This window comes from Pseudoalteromonas sp. NH0006-26 (assembly GCF_057552415.1).
On record NZ_BAAJMJ010000015.1, the window covers coordinates 1 to 18,458 of the forward strand.

General features: G+C 41.1%; 17 protein-coding genes. All 17 read right to left on the minus strand.

The window, feature by feature from the left end; genetic code table 11:
* Positions 1–333: 333 nt before the first annotated feature.
* The 17 genes from AC27JR_RS16400 to mnmE all read right to left on the minus strand — a co-directional run bounded on the left by AC27JR_RS16400 (position 334) and on the right by mnmE (position 18,451).
* Complete coding sequence (locus tag AC27JR_RS16400) at positions 334–2,118, minus strand: choice-of-anchor I family protein (protein WP_487174178.1); 1,785 nt, start codon at positions 2,116–2,118, stop codon at positions 334–336.
* A gap of 143 nt (positions 2,119–2,261) precedes the next feature.
* Positions 2,262–3,620 carry a bifunctional UDP-N-acetylglucosamine diphosphorylase/glucosamine-1-phosphate N-acetyltransferase GlmU gene (gene glmU / locus AC27JR_RS16405; RefSeq protein ID WP_487174179.1) on the minus strand — a complete coding sequence of 453 codons (1,359 nt, stop codon included), beginning with the start codon at positions 3,618–3,620 and terminating at the stop codon, positions 2,262–2,264.
* A 298-nt stretch (positions 3,621–3,918) separates the two neighbouring features.
* Positions 3,919–4,341 carry a F0F1 ATP synthase subunit epsilon gene (locus AC27JR_RS16410; protein ID WP_008464176.1) on the minus strand — a complete coding sequence of 141 codons (423 nt, stop codon included), beginning with the start codon at positions 4,339–4,341 and terminating at the stop codon, positions 3,919–3,921.
* 13 nt (positions 4,342–4,354) lie between these two features.
* Positions 4,355–5,740: a F0F1 ATP synthase subunit beta gene (atpD, locus tag AC27JR_RS16415; RefSeq protein WP_008464175.1), complete on the minus strand. Its 1,386-nt coding sequence runs from the start codon at positions 5,738–5,740 to the stop codon at positions 4,355–4,357.
* Between the two features lie 33 nt (positions 5,741–5,773).
* Positions 5,774–6,634 (minus strand): F0F1 ATP synthase subunit gamma, encoded by an 861-nt coding sequence (atpG, locus tag AC27JR_RS16420; RefSeq protein WP_008464174.1) that lies wholly within the window; start codon positions 6,632–6,634, stop codon positions 5,774–5,776.
* Between the two features lie 59 nt (positions 6,635–6,693).
* Positions 6,694–8,235, minus strand: a complete 1,542-nt coding sequence (gene atpA, locus AC27JR_RS16425; protein WP_008464173.1) for a F0F1 ATP synthase subunit alpha — start codon at positions 8,233–8,235, stop codon at positions 6,694–6,696.
* Positions 8,236–8,249: 14 nt separating this feature from the next.
* Positions 8,250–8,783 carry a F0F1 ATP synthase subunit delta gene (gene atpH, locus AC27JR_RS16430; RefSeq protein WP_024601474.1) on the minus strand — a complete coding sequence of 178 codons (534 nt, stop codon included), beginning with the start codon at positions 8,781–8,783 and terminating at the stop codon, positions 8,250–8,252.
* Positions 8,784–8,799: 16 nt separating this feature from the next.
* Complete coding sequence (gene atpF, locus AC27JR_RS16435) at positions 8,800–9,270, minus strand: F0F1 ATP synthase subunit B (RefSeq protein WP_008112130.1); 471 nt, start codon at positions 9,268–9,270, stop codon at positions 8,800–8,802.
* 41 nt (positions 9,271–9,311) lie between these two features.
* Positions 9,312–9,545: a F0F1 ATP synthase subunit C gene (gene atpE / locus AC27JR_RS16440; protein ID WP_004335261.1), complete on the minus strand. Its 234-nt coding sequence runs from the start codon at positions 9,543–9,545 to the stop codon at positions 9,312–9,314.
* 53 nt (positions 9,546–9,598) lie between these two features.
* Entirely contained in the window at positions 9,599–10,456 is an 858-nt protein-coding gene (gene atpB / locus AC27JR_RS16445) for a F0F1 ATP synthase subunit A (RefSeq protein ID WP_008112123.1), read from the minus strand.
* Positions 10,457–10,471: 15 nt separating this feature from the next.
* Positions 10,472–10,852: an ATP synthase subunit I gene (locus AC27JR_RS16450; protein ID WP_487174180.1), complete on the minus strand. Its 381-nt coding sequence runs from the start codon at positions 10,850–10,852 to the stop codon at positions 10,472–10,474.
* A 142-nt stretch (positions 10,853–10,994) separates the two neighbouring features.
* Positions 10,995–11,921 (minus strand): ParB/RepB/Spo0J family partition protein, encoded by a 927-nt coding sequence (locus AC27JR_RS16455; RefSeq protein WP_076920135.1) that lies wholly within the window; start codon positions 11,919–11,921, stop codon positions 10,995–10,997.
* 20 nt (positions 11,922–11,941) lie between these two features.
* Entirely contained in the window at positions 11,942–12,727 is a 786-nt protein-coding gene (locus tag AC27JR_RS16460; protein WP_008112117.1) for a ParA family protein, read from the minus strand.
* Between the two features lie 14 nt (positions 12,728–12,741).
* Positions 12,742–13,362: a 16S rRNA (guanine(527)-N(7))-methyltransferase RsmG gene (gene rsmG / locus AC27JR_RS16465; protein WP_008464169.1), complete on the minus strand. Its 621-nt coding sequence runs from the start codon at positions 13,360–13,362 to the stop codon at positions 12,742–12,744.
* Between the two features lie 15 nt (positions 13,363–13,377).
* Positions 13,378–15,267 (minus strand): tRNA uridine-5-carboxymethylaminomethyl(34) synthesis enzyme MnmG, encoded by a 1,890-nt coding sequence (gene mnmG, locus AC27JR_RS16470; RefSeq protein WP_008464166.1) that lies wholly within the window; start codon positions 15,265–15,267, stop codon positions 13,378–13,380.
* 428 nt (positions 15,268–15,695) lie between these two features.
* Positions 15,696–16,145: an FMN-binding protein MioC gene (gene mioC, locus AC27JR_RS16475; protein WP_131691882.1), complete on the minus strand. Its 450-nt coding sequence runs from the start codon at positions 16,143–16,145 to the stop codon at positions 15,696–15,698.
* A gap of 941 nt (positions 16,146–17,086) precedes the next feature.
* On the minus strand, positions 17,087–18,451 hold the full coding sequence (gene mnmE / locus AC27JR_RS16480; protein ID WP_487174181.1) for a tRNA uridine-5-carboxymethylaminomethyl(34) synthesis GTPase MnmE: 1,365 nt from the start codon (positions 18,449–18,451) through the stop codon (positions 17,087–17,089).
* Between the last annotated feature and the right edge of the window lie 7 nt (positions 18,452–18,458).

Here is an 18,458-nt window from a genome sequence, read left to right on the forward strand (position 1 = left end):
TTTCCTATTTTTTTGTCAACACTTAATTTTTAGTTTCTTTTAAAAGATTTAAAAGCTAAGTTTTACTCGACTCACTTACCGTTTGTTCAGCGCTTTTCATTGCTGCCTGCCGGGTCAGTGGATGCGCATTATAGGGATATTCTGGAGAGGGTCAATGCTTTATTTCAGTTTTATTAAATTAATTTCAATTTAGTACAATAACCATACAAACAAAGGACTGCAGGGCTGTTTTTGATTAAAAAGCATTCACATAAGGCATGATTATTGAGAGGGGAGGAAGTAAAAGCGATTTATAGATAACCGCTACATCGCTTTTACTTAAAACTTTACTAATTACTGAGTTGTTATTTCCCATACGGCAATTGAGCCTGAGATTTCATTACCGATTATAAGCAGTGCTTCGTTTGTTGCACTTTGCGCTGCAGGAACAAATGTCATTCCTTCAGGAGCAAGATCGCCACTTATATCTGCACTTGGTTCTAAACCACGATTATAAAAGTAGTCTTGAAATTTCACATCGTAAGGGTTGGTTATATCAAACACCATTATTGTGCCCATACGCTCTAAGCCAACAAAAGCAAATAACCTATCGCCAACTTTACCTAATGTTAGCGCTTCGGGTTCTGCCCCTTTATCATCTGAGCGTGTGTCGCCTTTATTTTCATCTTCGTTATTATTGAATGCATTGCCATGAACAGAAGCGGTTACTCGTGCAATTTGATCGCCTGAGTCAAACACCACCAGCCCATTGCTATCCCAAATGGTAAATGACCGTGCGCCATAAGCATAAAGCGATTCGTATTGGCCGTCGTTATTTTTATCACCTTTTACTGTTGTAACTTTTAAACGACCAATGTCGTTATCATCGTTATTTAAGTAATCGAAGTTAGCTGCGAGAGCTAGATCTTCTACGCGGCTTTCATCTATATATGCCAAACACCCATCTTTAGCGTCATAATCAAGGCCGCCCTGAGCGATGCAATCAGCTTCATCGCTGGCATCAAAAAAGTATTCGCGTGCATCACCCTCGTTGGCAGATACAATAAAGTTGGCTCCTTTCCAACTAAAACTTGCAATTGTATCTGGCTGATACATGCCATATAAACCAGGGTATGATTTAAAGTTAACACCGCCGTCTTTGTCTGAAGCGTCAAATTGTAAGTTTGACCAATCTTTAAAACCGAGTCCTTTTAGCTCAAGGGAATTATCTTCAAGGTTGATGATGGCTAGAGCGTTATTTTCTTGAATAGAGACATAAGCGTATTTATTATCCTTGGAAATACTCACATATTCTGGCTCTAAATCCATAGCAACGGTGGTATTTATTAAATTACCATTAATAGTACGTCCAGTAGGATTGGCAAACACTAAACCCTGCGCTTCTAATTCAGCTTGCTGATTATTGTAATCTTGAAAGTTTATGCTCAAAGCATTATCGGCAATAGTGCCGTTAGTGATATCGATAATGCTAATAGTGCCTTCGGGATCGATACTGTAGTCGCCATTAGGTTCACCTTCATTAGCAACCACTACTTTTGCACCATCATGGCTAAATGTCACCATGTCGGGTAGGGCACCTACAGTTACATTTTTAATAAATGTAGGTGTATCTCCGCTAATATTGTAAAACGCTATTTGGCCAGCTTCACCTACGTTTGTAGCAGCCATTGCTACTGCTAATAATTGGTTATTTGCATCGATAGCAATGCTGTTTGCATCGCCGGGTGTATTTTCATTTAGTGAGAGCGTAATAGCAGAGGATAGGTTAGTTACACTTACAATACCTTCGTTATCTTTTACTAATGCAGCGGTGTCGAACGTATCTGCAGGAATAATATTCACAACAGCCTCATCACCAGAGCTATTAATAGTATAAATCCATTTTTTAGAAGCTTGGTAGACGACTATTTCAGCTGCCCCTTCCGGGCTTTGTGCGTTGAGTACTGCGCGGCCAATAAGATTTATATTTAAAGCTGAATTTGCATTAGTGCCGTTTTCACCATTATTACCCGCAGTACCTTGTACACCCTGTGCGCCATTTTGGCCGTCATCACCATCAAGTGAGCAGCCAGTTAATAGTGATAGCAAAGAAAAGGCTATTATTGATTTGTTTAACATTATTGTTTTCCTTAGTGTTGTATTCGTTAAATATCAACACACAGGGATGACAACAGTATGGCATTTTTATTTGAATTATATTTAGGCAATAAAAAAGCGAGTTATAAAACTCGCTTTAAATATTTAATAAGTAATGATCATTACTATTTTTTAACTGGGCGTTTCCAACCGTCTAAATTGCGTTGCTTGCCACGTGCTACAGCTAGCTGATCATCCGCCACGGTATTGGTAATAACAGAGCCCGCGCCAACGGTAGCGGTTGCACCAATATTTACAGGAGCAACCAGTGATGAGTTAGAGCCAATAAAGGCGTTATCACCAATAATGGTTTTGGCTTTATTCACCCCATCGTAGTTACAGGTAATAGTGCCTGCGCCAATATTCACTTTCTCGCCAATTTCAGCATCACCTAAGTAACTTAAGTGGTTTGCTTTAGAGCCCTTACCTAATCGGGTTTTTTTCATTTCGACAAAGTTACCAATGTGCGAGTCTTCTTCCATTACTGCACCAGGGCGAAGGCGGGCGTATGGACCAAGGGTACATTTAGCTGCAACTGATGCATCTTCGATCAATGTATTGGCTTTAATAACAACATTATCGCCGATGCTACAGTTTTTAAGTACGCAGTTAGGGCCAATTTGTACGTTATTACCTAAGGTTACTGTACCTTCAAAAATAACGTTGATATCGATAAGGACATCTTCACCTGTTTTAACGTCGCCACGCACATCAATGCGAGCAGGGTCGGCAAGAGTTGCACCATTTAGCATCAGCTCTTCTGCTTGCCATGCTTGGTAAGCACGCTCTAATCCTGCAAGTTGTACGCGGTTATTTGCACCTTCAACTTCCATTGGGTGATCTGGTTGTGCTGATGTAATTTCTACACCTTCACTGTGCGCCATAGCGACTATATCTGTGAGGTAGTATTCGCCCTGGGCATTATTGTTAGACAAATTACCTAACCATGTTTTTAAAAGCTTACCATTTACCGCCATAATGCCGGTGTTTACTTCGTTAATAAGTAACTGCTCTGCATTGGCATCTTTTTGTTCAACAATACCCACTAGCTTGCCATCAACACGTAGCATACGACCGTAACCATTTGGGTTTGCTAGATTAACGGTTAATACTGCTAAGCCATTTTTAGGTGTCGCTGCTAATAAACGTTCAAGTGTAGATTGCTTAGTTAAAGGTACGTCACCGTATAAAACCAGTACGGTATCGTCGTCGTTAATATGAGGGTTTGCTTGTGCCACTGCGTGGCCTGTACCTAGCTGCTCAGCTTGCAGCACCCAGTTTACGTTATTATCGGCTAATTGTTGTTGTAATAGTTCGCCGCCGTGACCATAAACTAAGTTAGTCGATGTAGCACCTAGCGCGTTGGCATTATCGATAACGTGTTGCACCATAGGTTTACCTGCCACTTTATGCAGTACCTTAGGAAGAGCAGAGCGCATACGAGTACCTTTACCCGCTGCAAGAATAACCGTTGTTAAGGACATTAAAACAATTTCCTTTTTCCGTTGTTTTAGCTTAATAGAATAAGTGTGCTGCAAAGTAGATTACGTAAGTCACATCATGTGCAAATACTCAGTAGGCTAAGCAATGACTACTGAATCTTAACTTAAGCAAAGTAACACCTAATAGAATAGGGTTATTGTAGCGAGGATCGCGTGCAGATATAAGTAATAATGAAGAGATATTAGCCATAACGATCAATTTATTTACAGATAGGCTGAAGTGGTTAGTTAGTGGCACAAAAAAGCCCACATAAAGTGGGCTTTTAAAAACCAGATAGGCTTACTTTTTACGTAATTGCTGAATAATGCGTAGCTGAGCAATTGCTTCAGCTAGTTGCATTGCTGCTTGATTGTAATCAAGTTCAGCAGATGCGCCTTTTGCCATTTGGGCTTCAGCGTCACGCTTAGCTTGCTCTGCAGCTTTCTCGTCCAGGTCTTCACCACGAACAGCTGTATCAGCAAGTACGGTCACTATGTTCGGTTGAACTTCTAGTGTACCGCCAGCAATATAGATGAGTTCTTCTTCACCAAATTGCTTAACTAAACGTACCATACCAGGTTTAAGGGCAGTTAGTAGTGGGGCGTGACCGGCGTTAACACCTAACTCACCTTCACTACCAGATACTTGAATAGATTCTACTAAACCAGAAAATAATTTCTCTTCAGCACTTACTACATCAAGATGTACAGTCATAGCTGCCATACTACCCTCCTAATTACATGCTTTTGGCTTTTTCTTGAGCTTCTTCAATAGAGCCAACCATGTAGAACGCTTGCTCTGGCATATCATCAAACTCACCGTTTAAGATACCTTTGAAGCCTGCAATTGTGTCTTTAAGTGAAACGTATTTACCTGGCGCACCTGTAAATACCTCTGCCACGAAGAATGGCTGAGATAGGAAACGCTGGATTTTACGTGCACGAGATACAAGTTGCTTATCTTCGTCAGAAAGCTCGTCCATACCTAGAATCGCGATGATGTCTTTAAGTTCTTTGTAACGCTGAAGAACTGTTTGAACGCCGCGCGCTATACCGTAGTGCTCTTCACCGATTACTTGTGGATCAAGCTGACGTGAAGATGAATCAAGAGGGTCTACCGCTGGGTAGATACCTAGTGATGCGATATCACGTGAAAGTACCACTGTTGCATCTAAGTGAGCAAACGTTGTTGCTGGAGATGGATCCGTTAAATCATCCGCAGGTACGTATACCGCTTGGATTGAAGTAATTGAACCAGTCTTAGTAGATGCGATACGCTCTTGAAGTACACCCATTTCTTCAGCAAGTGTAGGCTGGTAACCTACCGCTGATGGCATACGACCAAGAAGTGCTGATACTTCTGTACCCGCAAGTGTGTAACGGTAGATGTTATCTACGAAGAAAAGTACGTCGCGACCTTCGTCACGGAACTTCTCAGCCATAGTAAGACCTGTTAACGCTACGCGTAAACGGTTACCTGGAGGCTCGTTCATCTGACCGTATACAAGCGATACTTTATCAAGTACGTTTGAATCGTTCATCTCATGGTAGAAATCGTTACCCTCACGAGTACGCTCACCAACACCTGCGAATACTGAGTAGCCGCTGTGCTCGATTGCGATGTTACGGATAAGTTCCATCATGTTTACGGTTTTACCAACACCGGCACCACCGAATAAACCAACTTTACCACCTTTAGCGAATGGACATACAAGGTCGATTACCTTGATACCCGTTTCTAAAAGTTCAACTGAGCTTGATTGCTCTTCGTAAGTAGGTGCTGCACGGTGGATAGACATACGCTCGTCTTCACCGATTGGACCTGCTTCATCAATTGGCTCACCAAGTACGTTCATGATACGACCTAGGGTCTTAGTACCAACTGGAACTTGAATTGCTTCGCCTGTGTTTGCTACTGCAGCACCACGACGTAAACCGTCTGTAGTACCTAGTGCGATAGTACGTACCACACCGCCACCTAGCTGCTGTTGAACTTCTAAAGTCAAACCAGCTAAATCGCCATCTGTTACTTTTAGCGCGTCATATACGGCTGGCACGCTGTCTTGTGGAAATTCGATATCCACAACGGCGCCGATAATTTGGACGACCTTACCTAAACTCATGTCTATTCCTCTCGTTAATCTTTGCCTGAAGCATTAAACTGCTGCTGAACCAGAACAAATCTCACTAATTTCTTGTGTGATTGCTGCTTGGCGAGCTTTGTTATATACAAGCTGTAACTCATCCATAAGGTCGCCGGCATTATCAGTTGCAGCTTTCATTGCAACCATGCGGGCAGCCTGTTCAGAGGCAGCGTTTTCAACTACACCTTGGTATACCTGAGACTCAATGAAACGTACTAGCAAAGACTCTAAAATAGCCTCTGGGTTTGGTTCATATAAGTAATCCCACGCATGTGTAGATACTTCTTCTTCAGCTTTTGGCAAAGGGAGTAACTGATCTACTATTGGCTCTTGCTTCATGGTATTAACAAAGTTGTTATATACCAGGAATAAACGGTCAATTTTACCTTCAGAGAATGCATCTAGCATTATTTTTACTGGACCAATTACGTCCTGTACTGAAGGCTTATCTCCAAGACCTGCTTTTTTAGCAAGCACTTGACCACCAAAACGTTGAAAGAAGCCAGCTGCTTTACTACCTAAAGTAGCAAAATCAGCATCTACGCCTTTCTCTTTCCACGCTTTAATCTCTAATGCGACTTTTTTAAACTCGTTTGAGTTTAAACCGCCACATAGACCACGGTCAGTAGAGATAACAATATAACCAACTCGTTTTACTTCACGTTCTTCTAAGAACGGGTGAGTAAAATCAAGATTTGCTTGAGCAACACGACCAATCACTTTACGTAATTTTTCAGCGTATGGACGGCTTGAAGCCACTCGTTCTTGCGCCTTTTTCATTTTAGACGCAGCAACCATTTCCATTGCGCTAGTGATCTTTTGAGTATTTTTAATACTGCCGATCTTGCTTTTAATCTCTTTTCCGCTGGCCATGACTCTCTCTCCGAATCAAGGTGTGCTTTAGGATATAAAGCACACCATTAATAACTAAATTACCAAGTTTGCGTAGACTTGAACTTCTCTAGAAGTTCTTTAAGCTGCGCTTCGATCTCGGCGTTGTAGTTACCAGTTTCATTGATTTGAGCCATAAGCTCTGCGTATGTGCTATTTGCGTAAGAAAGTAAAGCCGCTTCGAAATCCATGATTTTAGGAATTTCGATGTCTTTTAAGTAACCTTTCTCAGCTGCGAATAACGACAAAGACATTTCAGCAACAGACATTGGCGCGTACTGTTTCTGCTTCATTAGCTCTGTTACACGCTCACCATGCTCAAGTTGAGCACGAGTAGCATCATCAAGGTCAGACGCGAACTGCGAGAACGCAGCTAATTCACGGTACTGAGCTAGGGCTAGACGGATACCGCCACCTAGTTTCTTAACGATTTTAGTTTGTGCAGCACCACCAACACGCGATACCGAGATACCAGCATTTACTGCCGGACGGATACCTGAGTTGAATAAGTCAGTTTCTAAGAAGATCTGACCATCGGTGATAGAGATAACGTTTGTCGGTACGAACGCAGAAACGTCGCCGCCTTGAGTTTCAATGATAGGCAATGCCGTCAATGAACCTGTTTTACCTTTCACTTCACCGTTAGTGAACTTTTCAACGTAATCAGTGTTTACACGTGATGCACGCTCTAAAAGACGCGAGTGAAGGTAGAATACGTCACCTGGGTATGCTTCACGGCCTGGTGGACGCTTAAGTAGCAATGAGATTTGACGGTAAGCAACAGCTTGCTTAGATAAATCATCATATACGATTAATGCGTTTTCACCACGGTCACGGAAGTATTCACCCATAGTACAGCCCGAGAACGGTGCTAAGTACTGAAGTGCCGCAGATTCAGAAGCAGATGCTACAACTACGATAGTATTTGCAAGTGCACCGTGCTCTTCTAATTTACGTACTACGTTAGCAATAGTAGATGCTTTTTGACCAACCGCTACGTACACACACTTAACGCCTGTGTCTTTTTGGTTGATAATTGCATCGATTGCTAGTGCAGTTTTACCTGTTTGGCGGTCACCGATAACAAGCTCACGCTGACCACGACCAACTGGGATCATAGCATCGATAGATTTGTAACCAGTTTGTACTGGCTCATCTACTGATTGACGCTCGATTACACCTGGTGCAATTTTTTCTACAGGTTCAAACCCGTCGTTATCTAAAGCGCCTTTACCATCGATAGGAGCACCTAGTGTGTTTACAACACGACCAAGTAGACCCGCACCAACAGGAACTTCTAAGATACGACCAGTTGTGTATACTTTTACGCCTTCTGTAAGGTCAGCGTAAGGACCCATTACTACTGCACCAATTGAGTCGCGCTCAAGGTTTAGTGCGATAGCATAACGGTTGCCAGGAAGCTCAATCATCTCACCTTGCATACAGTCAGCTAGACCGTGGATGCGAATGATACCGTCAGTAACAGATACAATTGTACCTTCGTTACGAGCTTCACTTACAACTTCGAACTTCTCAATACGTTGTTTGATCAGATCTGAAATTTCAGTGGAATTAAGTTGCATGCTCTTTTTCCCAATTACGATTGTAGTGTTGTGGCTAAGCGATTTAATTTACCGCGTAAAGAGCCGTCAATTACAGTGTCGCCTGCCTTAATAATAAGACCGCCAACTACTGTAGCGTCTTCACTACAATTCAGCTTAACTTTGCGTGCGAAACGTTTTTCAAGTGCCGCTACCAATGATTCTTGCTGCGCTGCAGCAAGAGGTGTTGCCGAAATCACATCAATATCGATTTCTTTGTCATAGTCTGCTTTTAAAGCAGAAAATAAATGAGCAACCTCAGGTAGTGCAATCAAACGTCCATTTTCAGCCATCACCTTAACTAGGTTCTGACCTTGTTCGTTGAGCTGCTCACCACATAAGTTAATAAATAACTCAGCTTGTGCAGTAGCAGTAGGCAATCCAGCTAAAATGGTAGATGCCTGTTCATTGCTGGCAACGTGGCCAGCAAAGAACAACATGTCATTCCAGCTATCAATAGTGCCTTTTTCAACGGCAAGTTCAAAAGCCGCTTTAGCGTATGGGCGAGCGATAGTAGTCAATTCAGACATGCTCATACCCTCCTAATTACAGCTCAGCGACAAGTTTTTCAACGATGTCACTATGTGCGGCTTGATTGATTTCGCGCTCTAAAATTCTTTCTGCGCCAACCACAGCCAGAGTTGCTACTTGCTTACGTAGCTCTTCTGTCACACGGTTACGCTCTGATTCAATTTCAGAGTGCCCTTGAGCAATAATTTTTTCACGCTCTTGCTGACCACGAACAGTTTCTTCGTCAACAATTAGCACGGCACGCTTTTTAGCTTGATCAATGATATCAGCCGCTTGAGCCTTTGCATCTTTAAGCTGTTCTGCAGCTTTCTGTTGCGCAAGTTCTAAGTCTTTTTCGGCTCTATCAGAGGCAGCTAAACCATCTTCGATTTTCTTCTGGCGAGCTTCAATTGCACCGTTTAGTGGTGGCCATACGTATTTCATACAAAATAATACGAACACCGTAAACGCAATTAATTCACCGATAAGAGTGGCGTTTAAGTTCACAACCGCTCCTCCTTAAATAGTAAGCTGTTCAAAAAATAAAATTAAAGTACGAACAACAATACCATCGCGATACCAACACCAATCATTGCTACAGCATCGATTAGACCAGCAAGGATAAACATTTTAACTTGTAGCGATGGTGCAAGCTCAGGTTGACGCGCACATGCTTCAAGGAATTTACCGCCCATGTTACCAAAACCGATTGCTGTACCGATTGCACCGAAGCCGATAAGTAAAGCTACTGCGATGTACTTAAGACCTAATACTAGTTCCATTTTTTTCTCCAAAGTTTCAATTGTAATTAAAAGTAAAAATTAAAAGTTATAAATTAGTGATTATCCGAACTTGCCATGCTTAGGTATACAATTGTAAGCATCATGAATACGAATGCTTGCAATACGATTACTAAGATATGGAATACAGCCCACACAAAGTGCAACGGTAGTTGCATTAAACCTACAGCACCTATAAGGATGAAGATTAACTCACCTGCATATAAGTTACCGAACAAACGCAGTGCCAGTGAAAACGGCTTAGAAACCAATGCGATAAGCTCTAGTAATAGGTTGAATGGGATTAAAAGAATCTGCATAGCTGTATTGTTTGAACTAAACGGGTGAAGTGTTAGCTCTTTAATAAAACCGCCGATACCTTTGATTTTAATTGAGTAACCAATCATTAGAATAAACACGCCCAGCGCAAGTGCTGCGGTCATGTTGATATCTGTAGTTGGTACAATTTTCATGTATACGTCGTGTGAATCCATACCGAATGCAGTTTCGCCAACAAAGCCAGCAAATGCAGGTAGGAAGTCAACTGGGATTAAATCCATTAAGTTCATTAAGAATATCCAAACGAATATTGTTAATGCTAATGGTGCAATTAGCTTACTTTTACCGTGGAAGGTATCGCGTACGTTGTCGCCAACGAACTCAACAACCATTTCAATGAAACATTGAAGTTTTCCAGGTACACCCAGAGTTGATTTTTTTGCGGCACTACGGAAGATCCATAAAAATATTAGACCTAGTCCGATAGACCATGCGAGGGTATCTATATGCCATGTCCAGAAACCACTATCCGTACATGCTTTATTGAAGGCAAGACCAGCGTCGGTCGAGCACATCTTAGCATTGGTTAAGTGGTGCTGAATATGGCTAGATAGAGTAACTTCTTCTGCAGCCATGTTATATCCCAAAAGTTAATGTTTAAAAAAAACGGGTGTAAACAATCCTGTAAACAACACCAACACATAAGCACAAAAGAAAGGTAGCAGTACTACCGGATAAAGCTTTAGCATTAGTGCAAACAAAACGATTGTTAGCATAAATTTTAATCCGTTGCCGCGTTTCAACGAGGCATACGCTTGATTTGCTCGACTTGCACCCATATATCTGAATGCATAAAGCGCAAATACAAAGTTAGGAAGTACTGCGACTGCGCCACCAGCTAATGCTGAAAGTGCGGCATTGGTTTCCCAACCTATAAAAATTATTAGTGCAGCTAAAATGGCTACAAATCCCTGAAGGCAAATTAATTTTAATGCGGCAAGCCTATACGGGCCTGCTAACTTATTAGTCACTTTTAATTAACCTTTATGACGCTCTAATTGTCAGGGTATGAAAACTGGCGAAATTATACTTAATCCTGCCAGTTTTGCAACTTGAGTAGGTGCTTTGTAACACAAAATCGCTGTAAATGTCCCTTTTTAGACATCCAATGAATTAATGGTGGGAATAGTCTTGATTGATACGGTTTAAAATACCGTCTAACTCGTCAAGATTAGTGTAAGAAATAACCAACTTCCCTTTGCCTTTTTTGTTGTAATTTATTTCTACTTTTGCCCCAAGATTATCAGCAAGTTGTTGCTCTAACTGTTTAACATCTGGGTCTTTTTCTATTACTTCTTTTGCTGGAGCAGGCTCTAAAATAGAGCGTACTAGTTTTTCGGTTTCGCGAACGGTCAATGCTTTCGCAACAGCTAAACGGGCTGCATCTGATTGCACTTCACCTTCAAGTGCTAATAAGCAACGAGCGTGACCCATTTCAATGTCACCATGCTCTAACAATATTTTTACATCGTTATTAAGATTATTTAAGCGTAATAAGTTAGTCACGGTCGTACGCGATTTACCAACGGCATCAGCCACTTGTTGATGCGTTAACTCAAACTCATTAAGTAAGCGATTAAGCGCTATCGCTTCTTCCATGGCGTTTAAGTCTTCACGCTGAATATTTTCAATTAGGGCAATAGCAACGGCGGCTTCATCAGGCACGTCTTTGATAATACAGGGTACAAACTCAAGCTTAGCAATTTGCGCAGCGCGCCAACGGCGTTCACCGGCAATAATCTCGTAGCTATTATGCGCAACAGGACGCACAACGATAGGTTGAATAATTCCTTGTGAGCGTATCGAACTGGCGAGTTCTTCAAGTGCCTCTTCAGACATGTCTTTACGAGGTTGGTATTTACCTGAGTGTAAAAACTCGATCGGTAGTTTTTGTAGTTCACTGTTGCTAGGCTGCGCTGCATTTTCAACTGCGCTAGTTACGTTAGCGGTGTTCTGTTCCTTGCCTTCGCTTGGTGCAGGTTTAGATGAACTTAAAAGCGCATCGAGTCCTCGGCCTAAACCTCGTTTTTTAGCAGACATGTTATTTTTTTACCTCAAAGTTAGGCGACAACGGGAGTTGTTTTTTCTTTTCTGCGTAGCATTTCACCAGCGAGAGCTAAATAAGCTTTCGCGCCACTTGATGCTCGATCGTAGTACATTGCTGGGGCACCAAAACTTGGGGCTTCTGCAAGTCGAACATTACGTGGGATCACCGTACGGTATACTTTATCGCCAAAATGTTGTTTTAATTGTTCTGATACATCATTTGCTAGTCGATTACGCGGATCGTACATAGTACGAAGTATGCCTTCAATCTGTAAGTTAGGATTAACTAACTTAGCAAGTTGCGTAATCGTATCCATTAATGCAGTTAATCCTTCCAATGCATAATATTCACATTGCATAGGCACTAAAATAGAATCGGCAGCGGCCATGGCATTAACGGTTAACATATTTAAAGAAGGCGGGCAGTCTATAAAAATAAACTCATACTGATCTTGTATTTTTTCAAGCGCGTTACGCAAACGTACTTCACGCGCAAATAATTCCATCAGCTTAACTTCTGCAGCGGTCACATCGCCGTTTGCAGCAATCATATGATATTCGCCTGAAGTTTCTTTAATAATCACTTCATCAATAGGTTTATCTTCTATGAGCAAATCATAGATAGTAGGGACGTCACCATATTTGTCGACGCCACTGCCCATGGTCGCATTGCCTTGCGGGTCGAGATCTATTAACAGCACTTTACGTTTCGTTGCAGCCATAGATGCAGCGAGATTAACGGCAGTGGTAGTTTTACCTACTCCGCCTTTTTGATTTGCTAATGCGATGACTTTTGCCACAGTGTCTCTGATCCCTAGTCTTTAGAAAGAATTATTAAATGTCGTTGTGCATCTAAATCCGGTACTTCTAATGCAATTTTTTGCTCAAACTTAACACCAGCAGGGAGTGAGTCTAATTCCTCACTTGGAAATACCCCTTTAAGTGCAATGAACTTACCTGAATGATCAATTAAGTGCGAACACCAGTCAATCATATCTTGTAACGATGCAAATGCACGACTTAGTACGCCATCTAATTTAACACTTGGTTGATATTCTTCAACTCTTGACTGCACTGGGGTGACATTATCAAGGCCAAGCTCATGTTTAACATGCATTAAAAAACGTACACGTTTACCTAAACTATCTAATAATACAAACTGCGTATCAGGTAAGGCAATAGCTAACACTATGCCCGGTAAACCAGGACCTGTGCCAACATCAATATAATGATGACCGGTCAAGTGAGGCGCAACAACTAAGCTATCCATTATATGTTTAACCATCATTTCTTGAGGTAAACGTACCGAGGTTAAGTTATAGGCTTTATTCCACTTATCGAGTAATTCGACATAGCGAACAAGCTGTTGCTGTTGTTTTTGTGTTAGCGCAATATCAGTTTGCGCTAACAAAGTTGTTAATTGTTGCTGTAACACAATGTTCCTTTACCGTTACGCAGTTTTGCGTAACAAGCCTTGCTTCTTCAGATACACCAATAATAGCGAAATCGCCGCTGGGGTGATACCAGAAATACGCGAAGCTTGGCCAATAGTGTCTGGACGAGCATCAATTAGCTTAGCAACAACCTCGTTTGATAAACCAGAGACGGTTTTATAATCAAACTCTTTTGGTAAAATTGTTTCTTCATGACGAAGTTGCTTATTGATCTCATCTTGCTGACGCGCAATATAACCTGCGTACTTCGTATGAATTTCAACCTGCTCTAAAGCCGCCTTATTGGTAAACTCAGATCCAAGTCCTTCAATCGCCATCAAGTCGTTATAACGCACTTCTGGACGACGCAATAATTCTTCTAAGCTGGCTTCACGCACAAGTGGCGTTTTTAGTAATTCGTTTACTTTATTAACCATGGCATGATCTTTATGGATCCAGGTATCTTTAATACGCTGTTTCTCTTTAGCGATCACTTCCATTTTTTCGTTGAATGCTTGCCAACGTTCATCGTTAACTAAACCAAGTTCACGGCCTTTTTCAGTTAAACGAATATCAGCGTTGTCTTCACGAAGTAGCAAACGGTATTCAGCGCGGCTAGTAAACATACGGTACGGTTCTTTTGTACCCAGTGTTGCTAAGTCGTCAATCAGTACGCCTACATAGGCTTCATCACGACGAGGCGTCCACGATTCTTTGCCTTGTACTTGTAAGGCTGCATTCATACCTGCGATTAAACCTTGCGCACCCGCTTCTTCGTAACCGGTAGTACCATTAATTTGACCAGCAAAAAATAAACCATCAATAAATTTAGTTTCTAATGATTGTTTTAAATCGCGTGGATCAAAAAAGTCATATTCAATGGCGTAGCCAGGACGACAGATATGTGCATTTTCAAATCCGGTGATCGATTGCACAATTTCTAACTGCACATCGAACGGTAAGCTGGTTGAAATACCATTAGGGTATAACTCGTATGAAGTTAAACCTTCTGGCTCTACAAATATCTGGTGTTTATCTTTATCTGCAAAACGGACAATTTTATCTTCAATAGACGGACAGTAACGAGGGCCTATTCCTTCGATAACACCTGAGTACATAGGTGAGCGATGTAAGTTTTTGCGAATAACATCATGTGTTTTTTCATTGGTGTAAGTGATGTAACACGGAATTTGTTGTGGGTGGTCGCTTTGTTTACCCATAAATGAGAATACCGGTGTTGGTGTATCACCTGGTTGTTCCTGCATTTTACTAAAATCGACAGTGCGGGCATCAATACGCGGTGGCGTACCGGTTTTTAAACGATCTACTCTAAATGGTAATTCACGTAAGCGATCAGCTAAGGCAATTGAAGGTGGATCGCCAGCTCGGCCGCCTTTAAAGTTTTCAAGGCCGATATGAATTTGACCACCTAAGAAGGTACCTACGGTTAGTACTACACTCGGTGCACTAAAACGTAAACCCATTTGTGTCACTACACCGGTTACACGATCATTTTCAACAATTAGATCATCACATGATTGCTGAAAAATCTTTAAGTTTTCTTGGTTTTGAAGTGTGTTTTGAATAGCCGCTTTGTACAAGGCACGATCTGCTTGAGCACGAGTCGCTCGTACAGCAGGGCCTTTAGAAGAGTTAAGCGTACGGAATTGGATCCCGCCTTTGTCAATGGCTTGAGCCATTGCGCCACCCAGGGCATCAATTTCTTTAACCAGATGACCTTTGCCAATGCCACCAATTGCTGGGTTACAAGACATTTGACCAAGGGTATCCATATTGTGAGTTAGCAGCAGGGTATTCATCCCCATACGGGCAGCTGCCAATGCGGCTTCAGTGCCTGCATGTCCACCACCTACTACGATAACGTCAAAATTTTCGTGAAAAATCATTAATGGGATCCTACTTAAATCAAACCAGTAAACTTCAAAAGGGAGCGTATTCTACCTAGAAATCAGCAGAAGATAAATGATTAAACAGTGCTCAAGATCTAAGTAAGTGATCTCTAATAATATAAAGGATCTTTTAAAGAGATCTTTTAATATTATTACTACTACTGATCGGGTTTTCTGTTGATAAGCTTTAGATCATGATTAAAAACATATAATTAGATCGGATCTAAAGGTGTTAATATGATCGGATCTTCAGGCAAATAAGCTCTGATCAAAACGGGCTGTTATACACAGGCCGATCAAGTCTCGATCTTATCCCATGGATAAGCATAGCTAAAAAAGCAGTTTAATCAGTGTTTATCCACAAAATCTATTAAATTATTAGTAAATTGTGGGTAACTTTATTTATAACTTATCGCTTGATCTTTCTATTTTAAACCTGTTTGTGCTATCCACGAGTCTAACCAAGCTAAGGCCGTATCTTCGGGTAGTGCTTCATCAAGAATGTTTAGCTCCAACCGTTGTGCTACTTTTACAGCACCTTTTTGGCTTAAAAGGGCATCTATATTACGCCCTGCAAGGTTATAAGTGTCGTAACTGGTATCGCCTAGTGCAATAACCGAATACTTTAAATGCGAGAGATCATCTACTTGAGATACTTGTTCGACAAAGCTAATTAGATTGTCAGGGTAATCACCAGCACCATAGGTTGATGTACAAACTAACCAAATAGTATTTTGCTGATCTATTTCATTAAATTCAGGTTGATCATGTAGTTGGCTATTAATCCCTTGGTTGTTAAGCGCATCGCTTAGCTGCTCTGCAACGTACTCGGCGGATCCCATTTGACTACCAACGATAATATTTACTGAACTCATGAATATTGCTGATCACTATTAGTTTTAATTCCTGCCTATGATAGCCGAGTGAGTATAACAGTAAAGTTAAGAGTGTTATTTTGTATAACTATTTTTGTGGTAATTTAAGCCTTCGCGTGAATTACGGTTTTAAGTTGCTGATTATTAATGGTTTAACAAAATATCTTTAAATGTAATCTTCTGATCAAGTTGTTGATAAGGTTGGGGAAAGCTCTGCTTAACTAAGAAGTAATGTTACAAATAGTTTGCTAAGTTATTGATTTTATATTGAGTGTTAACCATCAGCTAGTACAAATTTATAAATAAACGTGTGTTGATCTTAGTGTGGATACAAAGCATGTTGATAACTTAAAATTGGGATCGAAAATAATTTTAAAAAATGATCTATTTTCTCAGATCAGCCTAAAAATCCATTTTTATTTTCTAAAAATCGCTATTTAGCCTATTAAACACAACATATTATTTCTTTTTATCGCTTTTAACTCATTTTTAAGGTAATAAAACCCGCAATTGTGGATAACTGATCTGCTAAAAAATAAATTACATCAATTTTAACTAAGAAATTAACGGTGTTTGCTGGTGGAGTGGGCGATCAAATTTACTTTTTAGGTACGTTTTATTTTTTATGGTTTGATATACCCATGTTCAAACGTGGAAAACCAATGTTATAGGTGCTCTTTTAAAGGAAAGAAGCTTAATTTTTTACTATTAATCTAGGTAGTTTATCTGTTATTTGCTGTGATTATTGGCTTAGCCTACTATGGCTTGAATACATTTTTAAAGGAGAATTGAGGCTAATATAAGTGCAGTTTAAGCTGTTTTTTTAGTCTGTTTGGTTTTCAAAATGGGTTATTAAAATACAGTTTGGCGAGTCGATATTAAAAATAGTAGGCATTAAAAAGGGCACCTAGGTGCCCTTAATGATTAAATTATTAGTTCGACTATTTACCGATACAGAACGAGCTGAAAATTTTGCCAAGCAAATCATCAGAAGTAAATTCACCGGTTATTTCGTTAAGATACTGCTGTGTTAAGCGTAGTTCTTCAGCGAGAATTTCACCGGCCACGTGCATTTCTAATTGTGTTTTACCCGTATCTAAGTGATAGGCTGCGTGTTCCAGTGCATCTAAGTGACGACGTCGCGCCATAAAGCCACCCTCTGTGGCACCATCAAAACCAATACAGGCTTTTAAGTGCTCACGCACAAGCTCTATGCCGTCAGCATTTTTAGCACTTAAACTGATGACCGGATATTGTTGCTCTTGATCCATACCAACCGTATCACCCGATAAATCGGCTTTATTTCTGATCACGGTCACGCCCATACCTTGAGGTAACTTAGCCATAAATTCAGGCCAAATAGCATGTGGATCAGTATCGGCTGTGTCGGTGCCATCAAGCATAAATAACACCCGATCGGCTTGGTTTATTTCATCCCAAGCACGTTCAATGCCTATTTGCTCTACCTTATCTGGGCTTTCTCGTAGGCCAGCGGTATCTATTATATGCAGTGGCATACCATCTATATGTATATGCTCACGTAATACGTCACGAGTGGTGCCGGCTATTTCAGTTACGATGGCCGCTTCTCGCCCTGCTAATGCATTAAGTAAGCTTGATTTACCGGCATTAGGGCGACCAGCAATAACGACGCGCATACCTTCGCGCATTATGCTGCCTTGTTTGGCTTGATTGGTTACGGCATTAAGCTGCTCAATGATGGCATTTAAATCACCGCCTACTTTTCCGTCTGATAAAAAATCGATTTCTTCGTCAGGAAAATCAATAGCTGCTTCCACATACATACGTAAGTGAATGACTTTTTCAACTAAGGTTTCTATGTGCTTAGAGAATTGCCCTTGAAGTGACTGTAGAGCGCTTTTAGCAGCTTGCTCACTAGTTGCATTAATTAAGTCGGCGATTGCTTCTGCTTGAGTTAAATCAAGCTTGTCGTTCATAAATGCACGCTCAGAAAATTCACCAGGCTTTGCTAAACGCACACCGTCTATTTTACTTATTTCTTTGAGTAGCATATCAAGAACAACTGGGCCACCATGACCTTGAAGTTCGAGTACGTCTTCACCGGTAAATGAGTTTGGGCCAGCAAAGTAAATCGCAATACCTTGGTCAAGTTGCTGACCTGCAAGGGTGTTAAATGGCACATAGTCGGCATAACGAACTTTAGGGACTTTGCCTATTATTTTTTCAGCAACCTGTTTGGCTAGGTTTCCTGAAACGCGAATAATACCAACACCGCCTCGACCTGGGGCAGTGGCTTGTGCTGCAATTGTATCGTGATTGATCATGCGGTTT

What these genes read in the sequence shown, in the direction of transcription:
- mnmE (WP_487174181.1), bottom strand. Translation starts at nt 18,451, where the DNA reads ATGATCAATCACGATACAATTGCAGCACAAGCCACTGCCCCAGGTCGA.
- atpE (WP_004335261.1), bottom strand. Translation starts at nt 9,545, where the DNA reads ATGGAACTAGTATTAGGTCTTAAGTACATCGCAGTAGCTTTACTTATC.
- AC27JR_RS16410 (WP_008464176.1), bottom strand. Translation starts at nt 4,341, where the DNA reads ATGGCAGCTATGACTGTACATCTTGATGTAGTAAGTGCTGAAGAGAAA.
- mioC (WP_131691882.1), bottom strand. Translation starts at nt 16,145, where the DNA reads ATGAGTTCAGTAAATATTATCGTTGGTAGTCAAATGGGATCCGCCGAG.
- glmU (WP_487174179.1), bottom strand. Translation starts at nt 3,620, where the DNA reads ATGTCCTTAACAACGGTTATTCTTGCAGCGGGTAAAGGTACTCGTATG.
- atpH (WP_024601474.1), bottom strand. Translation starts at nt 8,783, where the DNA reads ATGTCTGAATTGACTACTATCGCTCGCCCATACGCTAAAGCGGCTTTT.
- atpA (WP_008464173.1), bottom strand. Translation starts at nt 8,235, where the DNA reads ATGCAACTTAATTCCACTGAAATTTCAGATCTGATCAAACAACGTATT.
- mnmG (WP_008464166.1), bottom strand. Translation starts at nt 15,267, where the DNA reads ATGATTTTTCACGAAAATTTTGACGTTATCGTAGTAGGTGGTGGACAT.
- atpB (WP_008112123.1), bottom strand. Translation starts at nt 10,456, where the DNA reads ATGGCTGCAGAAGAAGTTACTCTATCTAGCCATATTCAGCACCACTTA.
- AC27JR_RS16400 (WP_487174178.1), bottom strand. Translation starts at nt 2,118, where the DNA reads ATGTTAAACAAATCAATAATAGCCTTTTCTTTGCTATCACTATTAACT.
- atpG (WP_008464174.1), bottom strand. Translation starts at nt 6,634, where the DNA reads ATGGCCAGCGGAAAAGAGATTAAAAGCAAGATCGGCAGTATTAAAAAT.
- AC27JR_RS16455 (WP_076920135.1), bottom strand. Translation starts at nt 11,921, where the DNA reads ATGTCTGCTAAAAAACGAGGTTTAGGCCGAGGACTCGATGCGCTTTTA.
- atpD (WP_008464175.1), bottom strand. Translation starts at nt 5,740, where the DNA reads ATGAGTTTAGGTAAGGTCGTCCAAATTATCGGCGCCGTTGTGGATATC.